Origin of the sequence: Caldalkalibacillus salinus, from assembly GCF_016745835.1 — a bacterium.
Classification (GTDB): Bacteria; Bacillota; Bacilli; order Caldalkalibacillales; family JCM-10596; genus Caldalkalibacillus_A; species Caldalkalibacillus_A salinus.
Genome location: NZ_JAERVL010000020.1, coordinates 36,282 through 54,909, shown reverse-complemented (window position 1 = coordinate 54,909; position 18,628 = coordinate 36,282). Strand labels below are relative to the sequence as shown.

General features: G+C 42.3%; 19 protein-coding genes. 9 read left to right on the top strand and 10 right to left on the bottom strand.

Annotated elements, in window-relative coordinates; all coding sequences use genetic code 11:
• Positions 1 to 121: 121 nt before the first annotated feature.
• Positions 122 to 583: a chemotaxis protein CheW gene (locus tag JKM87_RS12650; RefSeq protein WP_202080740.1), complete on the bottom strand. Its 462-nt coding sequence runs from the start codon at positions 581 to 583 to the stop codon at positions 122 to 124.
• Positions 584 to 771: 188 nt separating this feature from the next.
• Between JKM87_RS12650 and JKM87_RS12645 the strand changes: the two genes are divergently transcribed.
• The gene (locus JKM87_RS12645; protein WP_202080739.1) at positions 772 to 2,136 is read left to right on the top strand and encodes an MFS transporter; all 1,365 of its coding nucleotides are present in this window, start codon (positions 772 to 774) and stop codon (positions 2,134 to 2,136) included.
• 81 nt (positions 2,137 to 2,217) lie between these two features.
• Here the strand turns inward: JKM87_RS12645 and JKM87_RS12640 are convergent, their stop codons facing one another.
• Entirely contained in the window at positions 2,218 to 2,685 is a 468-nt protein-coding gene (locus JKM87_RS12640; protein WP_202080738.1) for a c-type cytochrome, read from the bottom strand.
• 109 nt (positions 2,686 to 2,794) lie between these two features.
• Complete coding sequence (locus JKM87_RS12635) at positions 2,795 to 3,928, bottom strand: trans-sulfuration enzyme family protein (protein WP_202080737.1); 1,134 nt, start codon at positions 3,926 to 3,928, stop codon at positions 2,795 to 2,797.
• Positions 3,929 to 4,141: 213 nt separating this feature from the next.
• On the opposite strand from JKM87_RS12635, the gene JKM87_RS12630 reads away from it, so the two are divergent.
• From JKM87_RS12630 to nikC, 6 genes are all read left to right on the top strand, one after another.
• Positions 4,142 to 5,380, top strand: a complete 1,239-nt coding sequence (locus tag JKM87_RS12630; protein ID WP_202080736.1) for an MDR family MFS transporter — start codon at positions 4,142 to 4,144, stop codon at positions 5,378 to 5,380.
• Positions 5,381 to 5,682: 302 nt separating this feature from the next.
• Positions 5,683 to 6,690, top strand: coding sequence for an oligopeptide/dipeptide ABC transporter ATP-binding protein (locus JKM87_RS12625; RefSeq protein ID WP_202080735.1), 1,008 nt, complete (start codon positions 5,683 to 5,685; stop codon positions 6,688 to 6,690).
• Positions 6,683 to 7,654, top strand: a complete 972-nt coding sequence (locus tag JKM87_RS12620) for an ABC transporter ATP-binding protein (protein ID WP_202080734.1) — start codon at positions 6,683 to 6,685, stop codon at positions 7,652 to 7,654. Before JKM87_RS12625 ends, JKM87_RS12620 begins: the two co-directional genes overlap by 8 nt.
• Before the next feature lie 65 nt (positions 7,655 to 7,719).
• Positions 7,720 to 9,366: an ABC transporter substrate-binding protein gene (locus tag JKM87_RS12615; RefSeq protein ID WP_202080733.1), complete on the top strand. Its 1,647-nt coding sequence runs from the start codon at positions 7,720 to 7,722 to the stop codon at positions 9,364 to 9,366.
• A gap of 92 nt (positions 9,367 to 9,458) precedes the next feature.
• Complete coding sequence (locus JKM87_RS12610) at positions 9,459 to 10,463, top strand: ABC transporter permease (protein ID WP_202080732.1); 1,005 nt, start codon at positions 9,459 to 9,461, stop codon at positions 10,461 to 10,463.
• Positions 10,464 to 10,475: 12 nt separating this feature from the next.
• A complete protein-coding gene (nikC, locus tag JKM87_RS12605; RefSeq protein ID WP_202080731.1) occupies positions 10,476 to 11,378 on the top strand; it encodes a nickel transporter permease in 903 nt (300 codons plus the stop codon).
• A 281-nt stretch (positions 11,379 to 11,659) separates the two neighbouring features.
• Here the strand turns inward: nikC and JKM87_RS12600 are convergent, their stop codons facing one another.
• From JKM87_RS12600 to JKM87_RS12570, 7 genes are read right to left on the bottom strand one after another with little or no spacing between them, the layout of a single operon-like run.
• Positions 11,660 to 12,043, bottom strand: a complete 384-nt coding sequence (locus JKM87_RS12600) for a Na+/H+ antiporter subunit G (protein ID WP_236838809.1) — start codon at positions 12,041 to 12,043, stop codon at positions 11,660 to 11,662.
• Positions 12,024 to 12,305, bottom strand: a complete 282-nt coding sequence (locus JKM87_RS12595) for a Na(+)/H(+) antiporter subunit F1 (RefSeq protein WP_202080730.1) — start codon at positions 12,303 to 12,305, stop codon at positions 12,024 to 12,026. Before JKM87_RS12595 ends, JKM87_RS12600 begins: the two co-directional genes overlap by 20 nt.
• Positions 12,305 to 12,781 (bottom strand): Na+/H+ antiporter subunit E, encoded by a 477-nt coding sequence (locus JKM87_RS12590; protein ID WP_202080729.1) that lies wholly within the window; start codon positions 12,779 to 12,781, stop codon positions 12,305 to 12,307. Before JKM87_RS12590 ends, JKM87_RS12595 begins: the two co-directional genes overlap by 1 nt.
• A 6-nt stretch (positions 12,782 to 12,787) precedes the next feature.
• Complete coding sequence (locus JKM87_RS12585) at positions 12,788 to 14,302, bottom strand: Na+/H+ antiporter subunit D (protein ID WP_202080728.1); 1,515 nt, start codon at positions 14,300 to 14,302, stop codon at positions 12,788 to 12,790.
• The gene (locus tag JKM87_RS12580) at positions 14,295 to 14,633 is read right to left on the bottom strand and encodes a Na(+)/H(+) antiporter subunit C (protein WP_202080727.1); all 339 of its coding nucleotides are present in this window, start codon (positions 14,631 to 14,633) and stop codon (positions 14,295 to 14,297) included. Before JKM87_RS12580 ends, JKM87_RS12585 begins: the two co-directional genes overlap by 8 nt.
• Entirely contained in the window at positions 14,633 to 15,058 is a 426-nt protein-coding gene (locus tag JKM87_RS12575; protein WP_202080726.1) for a Na(+)/H(+) antiporter subunit B, read from the bottom strand. Before JKM87_RS12575 ends, JKM87_RS12580 begins: the two co-directional genes overlap by 1 nt.
• Entirely contained in the window at positions 15,055 to 17,463 is a 2,409-nt protein-coding gene (locus JKM87_RS12570) for a Na+/H+ antiporter subunit A (RefSeq protein ID WP_202080725.1), read from the bottom strand. The genes JKM87_RS12575 and JKM87_RS12570 overlap by 4 nt, the downstream gene beginning before the upstream one ends.
• A 304-nt stretch (positions 17,464 to 17,767) precedes the next feature.
• On the opposite strand from JKM87_RS12570, the gene JKM87_RS12565 reads away from it, so the two are divergent.
• A complete protein-coding gene (locus JKM87_RS12565) occupies positions 17,768 to 17,998 on the top strand; it encodes a hypothetical protein (RefSeq protein ID WP_202080724.1) in 231 nt (76 codons plus the stop codon).
• Between the two features lie 93 nt (positions 17,999 to 18,091).
• On the top strand, positions 18,092 to 18,616 hold the full coding sequence (locus JKM87_RS12560; RefSeq protein ID WP_336885175.1) for a YqeG family HAD IIIA-type phosphatase: 525 nt from the start codon (positions 18,092 to 18,094) through the stop codon (positions 18,614 to 18,616).
• Positions 18,617 to 18,628 lie beyond the last annotated feature (12 nt).

Sequence of the window (18,628 nt, the reverse complement as noted above, 5' to 3'; positions counted from 1 at the left end):
TAGAAGATCTGCATAAGAAGCGTATAAGCACCTGTGAGCCACAGGTGCTTATTTGTCATACAAAACTAAATTGTAGCGCTGATATCAGGTTTGTCATGCTAGGTGTTTACCCAGCTAGAGGCTACACCACTTCTCTCAATCGTTCAATCGCGTCCATGTCTAACTCCGTTAAGAACAACGTAAGGTCCTTTATAATAAATAGTTTGCGATCATCCACTTTAGCCACTTCATAAATCCGAGCTTCCTCATCAGTCAGTTCGAGTTCCTCATAATCATCCGGTTGAACAGTGAGAACATCCTTTGCTTCGTCTACTAATAGACCGAGCTTCGTGCCTTCGAAATTAATCACAAGAATCCTGTTTGCCTCGTCATCTTTATAATGAGGCACATCCATAAAAGAGCGCATATCCATGACAGGCGTGACTTCACCACGTAATTCACTCACGCCACGAACTTGCTCTGGTAGCCTAGGTATCCTAGATATTTCATTCACACGTTCTATTGAAAGGACTTGTAGGAGCGATAACGCAAACTCCTCTTTTCCTAAACGAAAGGCAATCACCTTTTTACCTTTTTCACTCATGATCATATTCCTCCTATGCTTCATTTAGAGAATGAGTTGTATACAACTTTCGACATTTTTTTCTAAAATCCTTTATGAAAATATGGTTCCACGGACCTCAATTCAAATGTCGGAGGATATGATAGAATAAAGAGATCTATTGTTAATCGCTTTAATTATTCTAAACACAATAAAAGGAGCTCTTGCAGATGAAACTGAATTCAGAACAACGGGAGGTTGCTATAAGCGAAGAGGAACGACAGAAGTCATTATCCTCTCCAAAACTTCCTTTTAATCCCCCATTCTTCTATGGCTGGATCATCGTTTTTATGGGGGCGCTAGGTATGTTTTTTTCCGGTCCTGGACAAACCTACACCGTCTCAATTTTTATTGAGTCTTACGTTAGAGATTTTGGTTGGAGTCAGTCATTGATAGCCTCCATGTACTCCATTGCTACCCTGGTCGCTGGATTATTCTTTTTTTTCGTGGGCAAGTTTGTGGATCGTTTTGGTCAGAGAAAGATGAGTGTGACCATCGGTATGTTGCTTGCATTTGCTTGTTTTTTAAATAGTTTTATAGCTGGTGCCACTATGCTATTTATCGGCTTTTTCATGTTACGTTTGTTCGGTCAGGGCTCTATGACATTAATACCTGGGACTTTGGTTCCCCAATGGTTTGTCAAACAAAGGGGAAGAGCACTCAGTCTTATGGCCCTTGGCGGTTTTGTCGGATCATCTAGCTTACCTCCATTAAATGCTTGGTTGATCGAATCCTATGGGTGGTCTATGACATGGCAGATTTGGGGCATCATACTCGCCTGTTTTTATGTTCCACTCGCATTCTTTTTAATTAGGAATAAGCCAGAACAGGTAGGACTGCTTCCAGACGGGCAAAAAAACAAAAGTGAACAAGATAAAGTCAGCCAGTCTGACCAAACCGATAAGAGGCACAGTGGAGAAAATAAAAGTACAAAAAAGGAAATCTCTTGGAAGTTAAATGAGGCCATGAGAACAAGGGTGTTCTGGTTTATCCTGTTCTGTGTTGGAATCCCCTCGATGGTGAACACCGGAATCGTCTTTCATATTACCTTTATACTAGGTGAAAATGGCATGAACAATATGATGGCCTCCTATATATTGAGTTTAATGGCCGTGGTCGCCTTTCCTGTCACGTTTATTGCTGGATTTGTTGTGGAACGGATCAAAGTACATTGGGTGTTAGCCCTCACCTTTATTGGCCAAGCGGTGGCCATGTTAGTCCTGTTACAAGTTAACACATTTGGAATGGCTGTTTTATTTGGTGTGATCCGTGGTCTTGTGGGAGGATTTGAAGTGATTTGCTTAGGGATTATTTGGCCTAATTATTTCGGACGTGAACATTTAGGGAGTATTAAAGGAATCGCTATGACTGTGACGGTTATTGGTTCTGCTTTTGGTCCTCTACCGTTTGGATTGGCTTACGATATGTTTGGGGGGTATAGCGAAATCATCCTCTTGATGACCCTTTTTCCTTTACTAGGGGCTTGCGCCGCTTTCTTTTCACCAACTCCGAATAAAGCTGTGTTGAGCAAATAAAAAGAGATAGTGATTGCATCACTACCTCTTTTTTTAGTTAAGGTTAGCGGGTATCATCATGTTACGGAGCTCGTAATGGTTCTACTCCAGAGTTTGCAGATAAGCAATAACCGCTTCTTCTTCTCCACCCGCTGTGCCCTTTGGCATTTGTCCGATACCATTAACCAGGATATCATTTAATTCTTCCTCAGAGTATTTCTTACTAACACCATGCAACGTTGGTCCCATATTACCTTCTAGGTTTTCTCCATGACAACCAATACAAGATTGATGGACGACTTCCTCACCGGCAGCCACAAGCTCTGCATCCTGATCACCTTGTCCAGCTTCTTCATCTGGTTGTTCATCTTCGGTTGCCTCATCTGGTTCAGTAGCTGGATCATCTGTCGCTGGATCTTGCCCCTCTTGGTCTTGCTCTGGGTCTGCAGGGGTTTCAGCTTCATCCTGTTCTGGAGGCGCTTCATCTCCTGCACCACAAGCTGTGATCAGGGTGATACTTAGCAGACAAACAAAAAAGATAAGGAACCATTTACTTCTTTTCGTTTTCATTCTCATTCACCTCATCTGATATCATGCACAAAACAACATTGCTTTACACATGATTTTGCTCAATCAAAGGAGAAAAAATACATCTTTTTTGAGATTGATTTGAAAATGTTTAAAGTTGATTTAACGCGTGAAGCAGTTCTTGCTCTAAGACATCGTACTCTTCAATACCCACAGACAGCCGGATCAACCCTTCAGTAATGTTAAGTTTTTGACACTGTTCCGGGTCTATCGAACGGTGTGAAGTCGATAACGGATGCGAAATAGAGGTTTGCACTCCGGCTAACGATGGTGCAAATACAATGTGCTCTAGTTGTTGAAATAAAGTATTCACTTTGTCTCGATCATCTTCGATTTGAAATGAAAGCATACCGCCGAACAAGTCATGCCCTTGTTGCTTGGCTAAAGTGTAATCAGGATGCGTACGTAAGCCAGGGTAGTAGACATGTTTGACCTTATGATGGTTAGAGAGTGTTTCAGCTATTTTCATTGCGTTCTCTGAGTGTTGTTTCATTCGTAAGCGTAAGGTTTTAACGCCTCTAGAAGCTAACCAACTATCGAATGGACTCAGATTTAAACCATAGCGAATGACAATCTCTCTCACGCGTTTGATGACCTGGTTAGACCCAGCAATGACGCCTGCAGTCACATCGCTATGTCCAGATAAATATTTGGTCACGCTATGCAGGACAAGATCTGCTCCTAACGTCAGAGGCGTTGTGATAACCGGAGTAGCAAAAGTATTATCAATGACAAGCTTAAGCCCCGCCTGATGACATTCGCGCGCTAGGCGTCTGATATCGTGGACGGTTAACAAGGGATTCGTCATCGTTTCCGTTAAGAACATTTTTGTCTGAGGTGTACAATAATCTTCAAAGCTGTAAGTATCTTCTTTTTTTACAAATGTAACTTCTATACCCAATCGGCTCAACTCTTCTTGCAGTAGTACAGCCGACCCGCCATAAATCTCCTCCGAGCACAGGAGGTGATCACCGCTGCGGCAAAAGGTAAGTACACTGGTCAGAATAGCCGAGGTGCCAGATGAAGTAACGACTGCATCCTGAGCCTTTTCCAACTGAGCCACCTCTTGTGCAAGTTCATCCGAATTAGGGTTTCCGTATCGAGAATACATATAGCGGTTAGCAGGTGCTTCAAAGTAGGCTTCTAACTCATTTAAATCTTCAAAAGAGAAAACGGAAGTTTGGTAAATGGGTGTCGCCTTTGGTTTTGATTGTACAGGCTTCATATGATCTCTCCCTCCAAAGGATATGTCTAATCTCAATTTTTTGTATTTCTTTCACTATAAGAGATAAAACGTTTGGTGTACAACATTTTTGATAAAAGTGGTTGGTAATAACAAAACAAGCCATCAGCCACGCTCGTGTCGTGTGTACATATTTGATAGAATAAGGAAGGTATACTCTGTTTGAAGTCCAAGTTTTTGAGGGAGTCGAGATTAATGCGCTTTGTACCGTCCTACCCAAAAGAATTATGGATCCTCGCGATTGGGATGTTTATTAATATCACTGGGGCGTCTTTCTTGTGGCCTATGAATGCCATATACATGACCCAAGTGTTAGGTCAAAGCTTATCCACAGCAGGGACGGTGCTCATGCTACATGCTGGAGCAGGGATGCTTGGCAATTTGTTAGGGGGGAACCTATACGACCGGATTGGAGGTAAGCGAACGGTACTCCTTGGCGTCGGTTTAGGTACGTTGAGTGCGTTTAGTTTATCTTTGGCCAATGAATGGCATATTTATATTGCCCTCATGATTGCACTAGGGTTCGGTAACGGGGTTGTGTTTCCTGCTATATATGCCATGGCTGGCTGGGTGTGGCCTGAAGGTAGGCGCAAATCCTTCAATGCCATATATGTCTTTCAGAATGTAGGGGTTGCCTGTGGAACGGCCATTGGGGGCTTAGTTGCACAAATCTCTTTTACATACGTTTTTATCGTCAATGGCCTCACGTTCTTAATCTTTATCTCTATCGTTTGGTTTGGTATTCAAAGCCATAACGCCACTCAGCTAAGAGACGGAGAAGTGACGAGAGAAACGAACGCGAGTAGGCCAAAGCATCTAGGCAACGGGTATCTTTCGTTATTCATCCTCAGTTTGGGATTTATGGCCTGTTGGATGAGTTATGTACAGTGGCAAACGAGTATATCTGTTTACATGCAAGAGCTTGGCTTCACGTTATCTTCCTACAGCGTGTTATGGACCATTAACGGCCTGATCATCATACTGGCCCAACCCTTTAACGCTTATATCACGAAAGTATGGATACCGAGTGTAAAGGCTCAATTAGCGACAGGCGTTTTCATTTTTATAGGGGCGCTTGTCCTGCTCAGTCAAACGAACGTTTACTCCGGTTTTCTCATCGCCATGGTGATTATGACAATCGGTGAAATTTTCATCTGGCCAGCAGTACCCACAGCTGCCCAAGATCTTGCACCAATCGGACGAAAGGGGCTGTATCAAGGCGTGGTTGGGAGTGCAGCTACAGCGGGAAGAATGCTAGGACCCTTGGTTGGGGGATATATTTTCGAAATATATCATGCTCAAGTCTTGTTCTACTCTATGATCGCTTTCTGCGTTCTGTCTATGGTGAGCTTTATGGTTTATGACTTAAGTTTTAAGTCTAAGCATACAACCATATCAAGGGAACAGCAAGGGGAGCAGAGTTTGAGTCAATAAGCGTATGGTTGATGCTAGTTTTTACTAAGAACATATAAATAAGCGCATCATGGGATGACATACAGATGACATACATAACATACTTTCAATTATTTATCATAAATATGAAACATACCTTAAATACGAAACAAGCGAAGGTGGTTCTGAAGACATAGTCGGATGAACGACCTTTTTTAATAAACACATTTATTTGAAAAATAAAACTTAATAATATTTTCACATTCTATAAAAAATTAAAAGGATTTTAACGAATTTTGCAGAATACTTGTTTAGAGTAGATATGAAGATGAGGAGGCTATCACGTGCAAGAGCCAATTCTAGAACTAGACCAATTACATACACACTTTTTCACCGATAACGGAGAAATTCCAGCAGTAGACGGTGTAAGCCTCAAAATCCACGAAGGAGAAATTCTAGGTGTCGTAGGTGAGTCTGGATGTGGTAAGAGTGTCACATCACTCTCCATCATGGGACTTGTTCCTCATCCGCCTGGACGAATCGTTAGTGGGCATATTCATTTTAAGCAGAATGTAGACACGCACATTGATCTAACGACGTTATCCGAGAAAAAGATGCGGAAGATTAGAGGAAATGACATCGCGATGATTTTCCAGGAGCCTATGACCTCGCTGAATCCAGTGTTCACAATTGGAGATCAAATGGCGGAAACGATCCGAATACATACAAAGATGAAGAAAAAAGCAGCCATCGATGTTGCAGTGGATATGTTAAGACAAGTTGGTATTCCGAGAGCTGACGAGATCGTCAATGATTACCCTCATCAACTGTCAGGAGGCATGAGACAGCGCGTCATGATTGCGATGGCCATGTCTTGTGAGCCCAAATTGCTCATAGCGGATGAACCCACAACAGCCTTAGACGTGACGATTCAAGCTCAGATTTTAGACCTTATGAAAAAATTAAACAAAGAAAATAAAACTGCGATTATGCTCATTACGCATGATCTTGGTGTCGTTACTGAAGTATGTGATCGTATTGTGGTCATGTACGGTGGTAAAGTGGTTGAAGAAGGTACTGTAGAAACGATTATTAAGGAACCACAGCACCCATATACGCAAGGGCTGATTAAGTCTATTCCCAAGCTCAAACAAACGGAAACTCGTTTGTATTCCATACCTGGCAATGTACCGAAACCGGGTAGTATTCAAGAAGGATGCCGTTTCGCACCACGGTGTGAAAGAGTGTTAGATATATGTCGTCATGCCGACCCAGAGCTTATTGAACTTGAGAATGGCCACAAATGCCGTTGCTTTCTACATACTGAGGAGGGAGGGGCACAAGTTGGCTAAAGCGATATTAGAGGTTCAGAATCTAAAAAAATACTTTGATATCAAGGGGGGCGTCCTAAGTAAGAAAGTCGGGGAAGTCAAAGCCGTCGACGATGTTTCCTTTACTGTGAATGAGGGAGAAGTGCTAGGTCTTGTCGGAGAAAGTGGTTGTGGGAAATCCACCACTGGTAGGTCCATCCTGAGACTGATTGAGCCAACCGACGGCAAGATCATGTTTGAGGGTCAAGATATTACAAAACTAAATGATGAGGATATGCGCAAGATGAGAAGGGACATGCAGATTGTTTTTCAGGACCCCTACGCGTCATTAAACCCTCGTCATACGGTGGAGAAGATTATCAGTGAACCAATGCTCATTCACGGTATTAAGAACGCGAAGGAGCGCCGGGAGAAAGCTCATCATCTACTGGAGGTCGTGGGGCTTAGTAGCTATCACGCATCGCGTTATCCTCACCAGTTTAGTGGAGGGCAACGTCAACGTATCGGCATTGCACGGGCGCTGGCCATGAATCCAAAGCTGATTATCGCAGACGAACCGGTTTCTGCTTTAGACGTGTCCGTACAGTCTCAAGTGTTAAACCTTATGCAGGATCTTCAACGAGAGTTTCAACTCACGTATGTCTTTATTGCACACGATTTAAGTGTTGTTAAACATATCAGTGATAGAGTTGGCGTTATGTATCTAGGGCGTCTAGTAGAGTTAGCCGAGAAAGATGCGCTTTATGACGCACCCAAACATCCATATACACACGCGCTTCTTTCAGCAGTCCCAACAGTAGATGCTGAGGAAAAAAGCAGAGAGCGAGTGATATTAAGTGGGGACGTACCTAGCCCTTCTAATCCACCGACTGGCTGCGCGTTTCACACACGTTGTCCAGACTGTATGGACATATGCAAAACAGAACGTCCTGAATTTAAATTATTAGAAGAAGGTCATTACGTCGCATGTCATCTTTACGACTAAGTCGTTTGGTGATAGGCACGTTATGATAAATCGTTCGACGAAGAAAAAAAGGGGGAAATAACAACATGAAAAAAAGAATATTCATGCTACTCATGCTCACGCTGGCACTATCACTAGTGTTAGTCGCTTGTGGTGAAGAAACAGGTACAACGCCGGATGAGAGTGATAATGACGAAGGTAACAATGAAGAAACATCTGGGGATAAGACGTTAATCTTTGCAAGAGGTGGGGATTCTGTCAGCCTAGATCCAGCAACCACGACAGATGGAGAAACCTCTCGTGTAACAAGACAGATTTTTGAATCACTACTCGAATTCGAAGCAGATTCTTTCGAGGTCAAACCTGGCTTAGCAACTGACTATGAGATCTTGGATGATGGACAACGATACCGTCTAGAGCTACGAGAAGATGTCCAATTCCATGACGGAACAGACTTTAACGCAGATGCTGTCATTTTTAACTTCGAACGTTGGTCTGATCCAGAGCATCCGCACCATTATGCAGATGAAGGATTTACTTACGTCTTCTACGGTAACCAGTTTGGTGGCTTCAAAGGTGATGAAGACCATATTATTGAGTCCATAGAAAAAATTGACGAGTATACTATTGAATTTGTGCTTAAGCGCCCATCCGCACCATTCCTTCAGAATTTAGCGATGTCAGCGTTCGGGATCGCATCACCACAGAGTTTTGAGGAACACGGAGCTGATGTGATCGAAAATCCAGTAGGGACTGGACCTTTTGTTTTCAAAAGCTGGAAAAGAAACGATACCATTACACTTGAGAAAAACGAGAACTATTGGCAGGAAGGTTATCCACTCCTTGATACGGTTATCTTTCAAGTCATCCCTGATAACTCGGCACGTTTTACAGCCCTTATGGCAGGTGATATAGACTTAATGGATGGTCTAAATCCTGACGATGTGACGACAGTCGAGGCAGACGGAAACTTAGAACTTTATAAGCGGGCACCAAATAATGTAGGCTATTTAGGCTTTAACACACAGAAAGCACCATTTGATAACGAGCAGGTCCGTGTGGCAATGAATCATGCCGTGAATAAGGAAGCACTCATCTCCGCCTTATATAGAGACTTAGGGGTTACAGCAAAGAATCCATTACCGCCAGGCTACTTAGGGTACAACGACACGATTTCAGAGTATGAGTATGACCCTGAGAAAGCAAAGGCTTTACTAGCCGAAGCGGGTTATGAAGATGGATTTGAGTTCGAATTGTGGACGATGCCAGTAGCTAGACCTTATATGCCTGATCCACAGAAGGCTGCAGAAGCCCTACAAGCAGACTTCGCTGAGGTTGGATTGACGGCTAAAGTAATCTCTAAGGAATGGGCCACTTACTTAGACGAGACCCAACAAGGTCTGCAGGACGTCTATATGTTAGGTTGGTCTGGTACGAATGGTGACCCCGACTACTTTGTAAACAATCTCCTTAGTGCCGATGCCATACCAGGTGGGAACCGAAGCTTCTACGATAATGAAGAAGTGACAGCCCTATTTAATGATGCCGTAGAGGAAACGGATGTTGATGCTCGGGATGCCATGTATCAACAAGCGTTAGAGATTGTACACCAAGAAGCACCGTGGATCCCACTTGTCCACAACACACCCGTCCTTGCGGGTAGTGATAGAGTGATCAATTACATTCCACACCCTTCGACTAGTGAAGTGCTGACGCACGTTGACGTCGAATAAGTATAGTGACAAAAGGGAGGAGAGATCACTCTCTTCCCTTTTTTAAAGTACAATTGAAAGACACATCGTGGTATTAATAGAGGTGAAAAATCATGCTCGCTTATATAATTAGAAGACTCCTACTGCTAATCCCTGTACTGATTGGCATGTCCATTGTGACATTTGCCATTATTTATTTAATACCAGGAAATCCAGCCCAAACAATGTTAGGAGAGCAAGCAACAGAGGAATCTCTTGCTCAGTTAGAAGAGAGTCTGGGCTTAAATGAACCCTTATACGTACAATACGGTTTATACGTGAAAGGCATCGTCCAAGGAGATTTGGGTACATCTTTGCGTACTAAAAATGACATTACGGAAGAGATGAGACCCTATTTGGCTGCCACGATGGAACTGACACTCTTCGCTATGATCTTTGCCGTATTCGTTGGTGTTAACGCGGGTATCTTGAGTGCCTGGAAACAAAATTCATGGTTTGATTTTACGAGCATGTTTATAGCCCTCATTGGTGTTTCATTACCGGTTTTTTTCTTAGCCTTACTTGAGCAGTGGTATTTCGCTCATAAGCTACAGTGGCTTCCGGCCATTGGTAGGGGAAATGCGAGAGATCCCATAGAAACAGTCACTCATTTTCATCTCATTGATTCTTTACTCGCGGGAAGACTAGACCAGTTTTGGACAACCATTAAGCATTTGATGTTACCAGCTGTCGCTCTAGGGACCATTCCAATGGCGATCATTGCCCGTATGACAAGGTCTAGTATGTTAGAAGTAATGCGCTCTGACTTTATTAGAACGGCAAAAGCGAAGGGCGCACATCAATTGATTGTGATTTATAAGCATGGATTACGTAATGCTGTCATTCCCGTTTTAACAGTAGTTGGACTACAGGTCGGCTCACTTCTGGGCGGGGCCATATTAACAGAAACGATCTTTGGGTGGCCTGGTATGGGAAGATACGTCTATGATGCCATCGCAAACCGAGATTATCCTGTCATTCAATCAGGCATATTAGTCATCGCATTTATCTTTGTTCTTGTAAACCTGATTGTAGACTTGCTATACGCTTACGTTGATCCAAGGATTAATTATCGTTAGAGGTGATGCAGCATGGAACAATTAAAAGTTGAAAATCCCCATACCCAGACAGATCCATCCGTAACTGAGAAAGCTTCATCGCCTTGGAAAGATGCACTTAGGGCACTCCGTAAAAACAAGTTTGCCATTATTGGGGCCACTATCATTTCATTTTTCATCCTGGTCGCCATGACAGCACCATGGCTCACAACACACGAATATGATGAAACAAACCTCATGAACAGTCTTCAGGCTCCATCTTCTGAGCACTGGTTCGGTACGGATGATTTAGGACGAGATATATACTCACGCGTGGCCTATGGGGCAAGAATCTCATTATGGGTGGGCTTTGTTGCCGTCACTGGCGCACTAGTACTGGGTACTACGCTTGGCTTAATAGCCGGTTATTTCGGACGATGGGTTGATATGCTTATTTCTAGAGTTTTTGATATCATGCTCGCCTTTCCAAGTATACTTTTGGCTATTGCCATCGTGGCTATATTAGGCCCATCGTTAGAGAATGCCCTTATAGCCATTGCGATCGTAAACATCCCCATTTTTGGGAGGCTGGTTCGTTCAAAAGTGCTCAGTTTAAAAGAAGAAGAGTACATTATGGCCGCCAAAGCACAGGGGATGAAGCATGGTCGTATCATTTTCCAACACGTATTACCCAATAGTTTGTCCCCAATTATCGTGCAAGCCACGCTTGGTTTAGGTACAGCTATTCTAGAGGCGGCTGCACTTGGGTTCTTAGGCTTAGGTGCGCAACCTCCCACACCTGAATGGGGCAAAATGCTGTCGGATGCAAGAGGCTTAATACAACACGCCCCTTGGACGGTCCTCTTCCCAGGGAGCGCCATCATGCTTCTTGTCCTTGGCTTTAACCTTATAGGGGACGGTTTACGAGATGCGTTAGATCCAAAAATGAAGAACTGATACCTATAAAACTGGTTCGTCAGTAGGAAAAACCCCTAATCTAAATGATGAGGGGTTTTTCTTTTTTTGATAAGCGCTTTATGTTTAGACGACAACATAACCAATGACATTGAAACTAAAATAGCTATGGCTTTTTCCATCACGACCACCTTTGCCTAAAGTAAAATATTTTTACCAAAGGAAACTTTATAACCATAATATGACATCAAGGGGCGCAAGGTGCCTTATAAAGATGAAAGCCTAGGGTTTTTTTCCCCCAGGCTTATTCAATAGCGTCTCAGTTATTCAAATTCTGTACTCTTATGATTGTAATCGTCACGCTTTAATATATGACGTAAATCATCTTGAACGCTTTTGTCCCATAGTGGGACGTTTGTACGATACGCAGCGCGACAGATAAGATGTCCAGCGACAGGTGCCGTTAAGAAAACGAAGATGATTCCTAGAATAAGCCGCGCGCTAACATATGATTGATCGATAACAAAAAAGATGAAGCTTCCGGTTAACACACAAATAATGCCGAGTGTTGAACTTTTGGTTGCTGCATGTGAACGGGTGTATATATCTGGTAAGCGAATCAAACCTATGGCACTAATCAAACTAAACAAGGATCCGGTTATAATCAGAAACCCAATTATGGCATAACTAATCTCGTTTCCGCTCAATGACAACACCTCTTTCTATGAACTTTGAGAAAGATATGGTTCCGATGAAGGCTAATATACCGATTAACAATATGACCTCCAGAAAAGCTTGCGTACTTAGCCAAACAGAAACCACACCGACGAGCGCGATAATGTTAATCCCAATAATATCTAAAGCAATGACACGGTCGGGCATAGTGGGCCCTTTGAACACTCTGTAAGTGCTAATGAGGATAGACACTGATAGGATTATAGCTGCCATTTTGATCAAGAGCTCGAACATTATCGGGTCACCTCCATTATGGCTTTCTCAAATGTTTGCTTGATATCGTTCACCACTGATTCTGCATCAGGTATATCCATTGCATGAATGTAAATCACTTTATTATCTGGAGACACCTCTAAGCTCAGTGTACCTGGCGTCAATGTAATCAACAAGCATAAGACTGTAATTTCCCAGTCACCTTCTAGATCCGTATGCAGTGCAAAAATACCGGGTCGAATGTTCAATTTAGGACTTAATACTTGCTTAACCACAATCAGACTGGAGATGACGAGTTCCTTAAAGAATAGAGTGATGAGATTGAGCGCTGCAAGTACTCTCCTAAGATAGAAAGTCTCTGGTATAAACCTTCTAAGCAAAAAGATTAATCCAAGGCCGATTATATACCCTTTAAAGAATGCAACGGCATCCCATGTATTGGTCAAAAACATCCAGACTACAGCGATGACAAGATTTAAGAGAATTTGTATCGACATCGTCATCTACTCCTTTATACCCACAGCATCTATATAGATGGATGGATTCATTAACGTGTCAGCTGCCTCAAACACATAAGGAAGAACATATTCCCCTCCGAGTCCTAAGAAGAAAGAAACGAGAAGTAAAATCGAACATGGCGCTAATAATCCTTTCGTCGTACCGTACTCCTCTTCCTTTGTTAGCTTGGTTTCACCCCAAAAGCCGTGCATGAAGATCTTCATCACAGAATAGAGAATTAATAAACTAGAAAACAAGCTGATACCAGCAAATAAATAAAACAGACCATGTGTAGCCCCTTGTTCAATGCTACCCTGAATCACAAGTAATTTACCGAGGAAACCACTAAGTGGGGGAATACCGGCTAAGGCAACCGCGCCAATGAAAAACATCCATCCGGGATAAGGGTGATGTTTGATTAACCCACCCATTTTCTTTACATGACTCGTACCGGCTATACCGATCAATGCGCCCCCGAGTAAAAAGAGCAAAGCCTTAATAATCATGTCATGAATCAGATAGTATATGGCCCCCGAGATGGCCACATGTGAGAACACCGCTAGGCCAAGGACGATAAAGCCTACTGCAGCGACAATATTGTATGACAGGATTTTACGTACGTCAGAATGAGCAACCGCGCCTATCACACCGAGCAAGGATGTTAAAGCCGCAAGCCAGCCTAGGATTTGATAGTGTGTAACCTCTTGTTGATGGTAAAAAATAAGCGTAAAGGTTCTGAAAAGCGCATATATACCGACCTTCGTTAGCAGAGCGCCGAAAACAGCTGCAATCACCATTGGTGGAGCACTATATGACCCAGGTAGCCAGTAGTAAAGGAAAAGACCTGCTTTTAAACTGAAGACAATCATCAATAGGATCGATACAACGGTAATAATGGCTGTCCCTTCACCGAGAGCATACGCTTCTGCAATGCGCTGGGATAGTTGGGCCATGTTAAGCGTACCCGTAATCGCATAGAGATAAGCGACTGACGCAACGAATAGCGCAGAGGAGACGATGTTAATGAGCACATACTTGAGAGACTCACGTAGCTGTCTCTTCGTTCCACCAATACCGATCATGACATAGGACGAGATCAGCATCACTTCAAAAAAGACAAACAAGTTAAAGAGATCGCCTGTTAAGAAAGATCCGCTTACACCCACAATCAGAAATTGAAACATAGGATAAAAGTAAAACTTCTCACGTTCCTTGCCTATACTAGAAAAAGCAAACCAAGAACAACAAAGAGCAACAATACTTGTTGTCAAAACGAGCAAAGCAGCAAACATATCGGCTACAAGCACAATACCGTAAGGAGGTTCCCACCCTCCAAGATAAAGCGTTTGAATCCCCTCATTAGCTATCAAGTTAGTTAAGTAAAGAGAGACACCTGTCATACCAAGAAAAGAGAGGATACTCAATATTTTTTGCCAACGTATTTGATTCTTAAAAAAGATCAGTATGACTCCAGTCACAAACGGAATGAGTAATGGTAATAAAACAATATTGTTATTCATCATCAGTTCCCCTTAATTCATCCATATCATCGGTTCCCAGTTCCTTGTATGCCCGGTAAGCTAAAACAAAGAAAAAGGCCGTTACCCCAAAGCTAATGACAATGGCCGTTAAAATTAAAGCTTGAGGTAAAGGGTCCGTGTAAGCATTAGACTCATAGCCCAGTAGAGGAGGGGCACCTGTTTTTAATCCTGCCATCGTAAGTAACAGGAGGTGTACACCGTGACTTAAAAGTGCCGTACCTAAGATAATCCTTAGTAGACTTTTAGTGAGAATGAGATAGGTGCCAGTACTGAATAGGACGCCTGCGACAACGGACATTAAAATTTCCATTAGTAATCATCCTCCCCTATAGTCAAAAGTATGGTCATGGTCACACCAATAACAGTAAGATAAACCCCTATATCAAAGAGGAGGGCCGTGGCTAGTTCCGTCTCTCCTAAGATAAATAGGTCTTTGTAATCAAAGGTGTGAGAGAGGAACGGATAACCGAGTAGGATAGCACCTATACCGGTTCCCAACGCCATTAATAAACCGAGAGCTGTTATTATTTTGTAATCGACAGGTATAATCTTTCTCATCGTTTCCAAGTCAAAGGCGAGGTATAACAAAACGAGAGCCCCCGCCGTCATTAAACCGCCTATAAATCCTCCACCAGGGTTATGATGTCCTGCAAAGAAGATATACACGGCAAATGTAAGGATGATAAAAGATACAATCTTAGTGATCGTCTGCACAATAACATCATTTATTTTCATGCTTCATCCCTCCTAGCCAGGCGAAGCTTCACTAACGTATAGACACCTAAAGCGGCAATGCCTAATACGAGTATTTCTAACAAAGTATCGAAGCCACGGAAGTCAACTAAAATGACGTTAACCATGTTTTTACCACCGGCTTCTTTATAGCTAGCTTCAATAAAGTATTCAGAAATAGGTTCAAACAACCTTGTCGCATTTGCAGATAAAGCGATCAAAGTCACGGTCAACCCTACACCAACAGATATGATGAGATTGGTCAGCTTAAACGGTACTGTGTTCTTTTCTACTTTTAGTACAGGTAAGTGATAGAAACATAGTAAAAATAAGGCCACCGATACGGTCTCTACCACCAACTGTGTTAAAGCTAAGTCTGGTGCTCTGAACACAACGAAGAATAAAGCAAGGACATATCCTACGACACCGATGGAAATAATCGCTGTAATTCTTTTTCGAGCGAATACAACCCCTAAAGCACCTGCAACCATCACTAGTGACAGTATCACTTCAAAGATGCCTATATCCGCTGTATGTTCAAAGTCATAGGTGAAAGCATTAAATGTGTATAGCGAACCTAATAGCAACAGAATAAAAAAGGCGAAAATATACACGAGGTAATCCCGTATAAAGCCAGTCATGTGTATGCGTGTGACTTTTTCAGATAGACGCTCTAATTGTACGAGTCCTTGATCATAAAAATGGTTAAGCGCTAAGCGTTTTGGGAACAGGTCATACACGCCTGACCAACGGTGTAAGCCGATAAACATCAGTGTCCCAACACCAATGACGCCCATCGTCATAAAGAGTTCAGCGTTAAATCCATGCCAGAAATAAATGTCGACTTTAAAGTAAGAGTTTTCTGGTCCTAAAAGTGTAGGCAAAATGGACGCCGTAGCTGGTTCAATAATGGACTTTGATAATAAGTTTGGAAAGAAACCAATAATTAAGACGAGAGATGCCAAGATAACAGGTGGAATTAACATCCCCAGTGGGGCTTCGTGTGGTTTGGTCTCCAACTTTTCAGGTTGAAACTGACCTGTGAATGTCCTAAATACGAGTACCATACTGTAAATGAAGGTGAACACACTGGCAATCCAAGCTAAAACAGGGAAGAGATAGGTCCACGTCTCCATGTTGAAAATATCTAAAGTACTAGCATTTAATACCCCTGTAAAGAACATCTCTTTACTCAAAAACCCGTTAAACGGTGGAAGTCCCGCCATTGAGAATGCACCGATCACCGCTAGCGTAAACGTGATGGGCATTAAAGTCATGAGACCGCCAAGCTTACGGATATCTCTTGTGCCCGTTTCGTGGTCTACGATACCTACAACCATGAATAAAGATCCTTTAAACGTGGCGTGGTTTATAAGATGGAAAACCGCAGCCACTACGGCTACTGAGTAGAAAGATCCTTCCTCATAGCCAAAGTGTACTGCAGCAGAGCCTAATCCGAGTAGACACATAATCATACCAAGTTGGCTAACGGTAGAGAAAGCGAGTATAGATTTCAAATCTGTTTGCTTCACGGCCGAGAATGAACCCCAGAATAGGGTCACGATGCCAAATAAGGATATGATCCAGAACCATTCAGCCTGTCCAGAGAATATAGGGGTCATGCGTGCCACTAAATAAATACCGGCTTTTACCATCGTCGCGGAATGCAAATACGCACTGACAGGCGTGGGTGCTTCCATTGCGTCAGGTAACCATATATGAAACGGAAATTGTGCTGATTTGGTAAAGGCGCCAGCCAGAATAAGCAGCATGGCGGGTAAAAATAAAGCATGTCCTGTTATATCTGGTGCTTGAGCAATAATCTCTCTGATACTGAAAGTATCAGTGATCAAGTATAGCGAAACAAACCCAGCCAACATAGCAAAGCCACCCGATACGGTGATTAACATGGATTTTTGTGCACCGTAACGAGATTTTTCTCGGTGGTACCAATAGGCGATAAGCAAAAAGGAAGCTAAGCTTGTTAATTCCCAGAATACATATAAAACAATTAAGTTATCTGAGAGCACAACACCTAACATAGCTCCCATAAACATTAACAAATACACATAAAAGGAATTGAGGGCCTCTTTTTCCTTAGATAGATAATAAATAGAATAAAGAACGACCAACGCACCTATCCCAGTTATGAGTAATGAGAATAATAGACCTAATCCATCAACATAAACGTTAAATGAAACGCCAATAGAAGGCATCCATGGTAAGACTTTATGAATATGTTGACCGTTCATTACAGGCTGAATAAATTGTACGAGGTAAGAAAATAGTAAGACCGGCACTATGAATACAAACCAACCCGTATGAATGTGACGTAAATACTTATGTAAAAAAGGAACAAAAATAGCAAAAATAAAAGGTGCCAGTACAACGAGATGTAATATGGACAATGATATACCTCCTCTGTCACTTAAGCAAACATAGGTTTAAAAAGCACAAGCCATACAATAGCCAAGTAAAATTATATAATAAAAACAGGCCCTATGCATCTTTAGCTTACACGTTAAACCATATGTTTACTCATTTGAGGTGCATTTTTGACCAAAGTTATTAAATAGGTAGAAACAGCATATTCATAGCAAAATTGTTCATAAAAATTTCAAATATAGCAAGGCTCAATCACGTGAGCATAAAAACTGACTCGTATAAATGGTCCCCTTTTAAGACATCCTATAAAAAAAAGGGGGATTCGGTATGTTAACGAAAGCCTTGGTATCTATATTGATATTCACAACAATGTTAGCAGGGGCTTGGCATGCCCATGATTACGTTGAACAACAGCATGCGCCCTATATGAAACAAGATCGAAGCGTAGAACCCCTAAGCAATACACTAGAAGACAGCGACCGATCCTTTGAACGTTTAGGAGAGCCATTCAAGCCTCGTGAATATATACGTATTACGCCCAATCACAATATGAATTGAGAATATAGTTTTTACCCGACATCCAATGAATATTGGATGTTTTTTCTTTAAATCATTGATACAATATGGTAAAAATCATAAAGTATAGAACGGGTGGTTGTATTGTTAAAGATGCTCTTGCCAGATTTACATGTTGATACAATTTATGATATCGATTTAGACAAACTAAAAGAGAAAGGGATCAAGGGTATTATCACAGACCTTGATAATACGCTCATCGAATGGGATAGACCGGAGGCCACACCTGAGCTCATAGAATGGTTACAAAAGATCGATCAAAAAGGGCTTAAGGTGGTTGTCGTTTCAAATAATAATGAACAAAGAGTTTCGGCTTTTGCTGAACCACTTAAGATTCCGTTTATCCATGCGGCTCGGAAACCATTCAATCGTGCCTTCAAACAGGCCCAAAGAGACATGCAGCTTAGTCCCCACGAAGTCGTGGTTGTAGGTGACCAGCTGTTTACCGATGTCTTGGGTGGGAATCGTCTAGATTTATTTACAATTCTTGTCATTCCTGTCGCCCAAAACGACGGTTTCTTTACGCGATTTAACCGTAAGCTGGAACGGATAGCCCTGAGTGCGATGCGTAAGCGTGGCATGATTACTTGGGAGAGATAAGTGGTTGGAGAA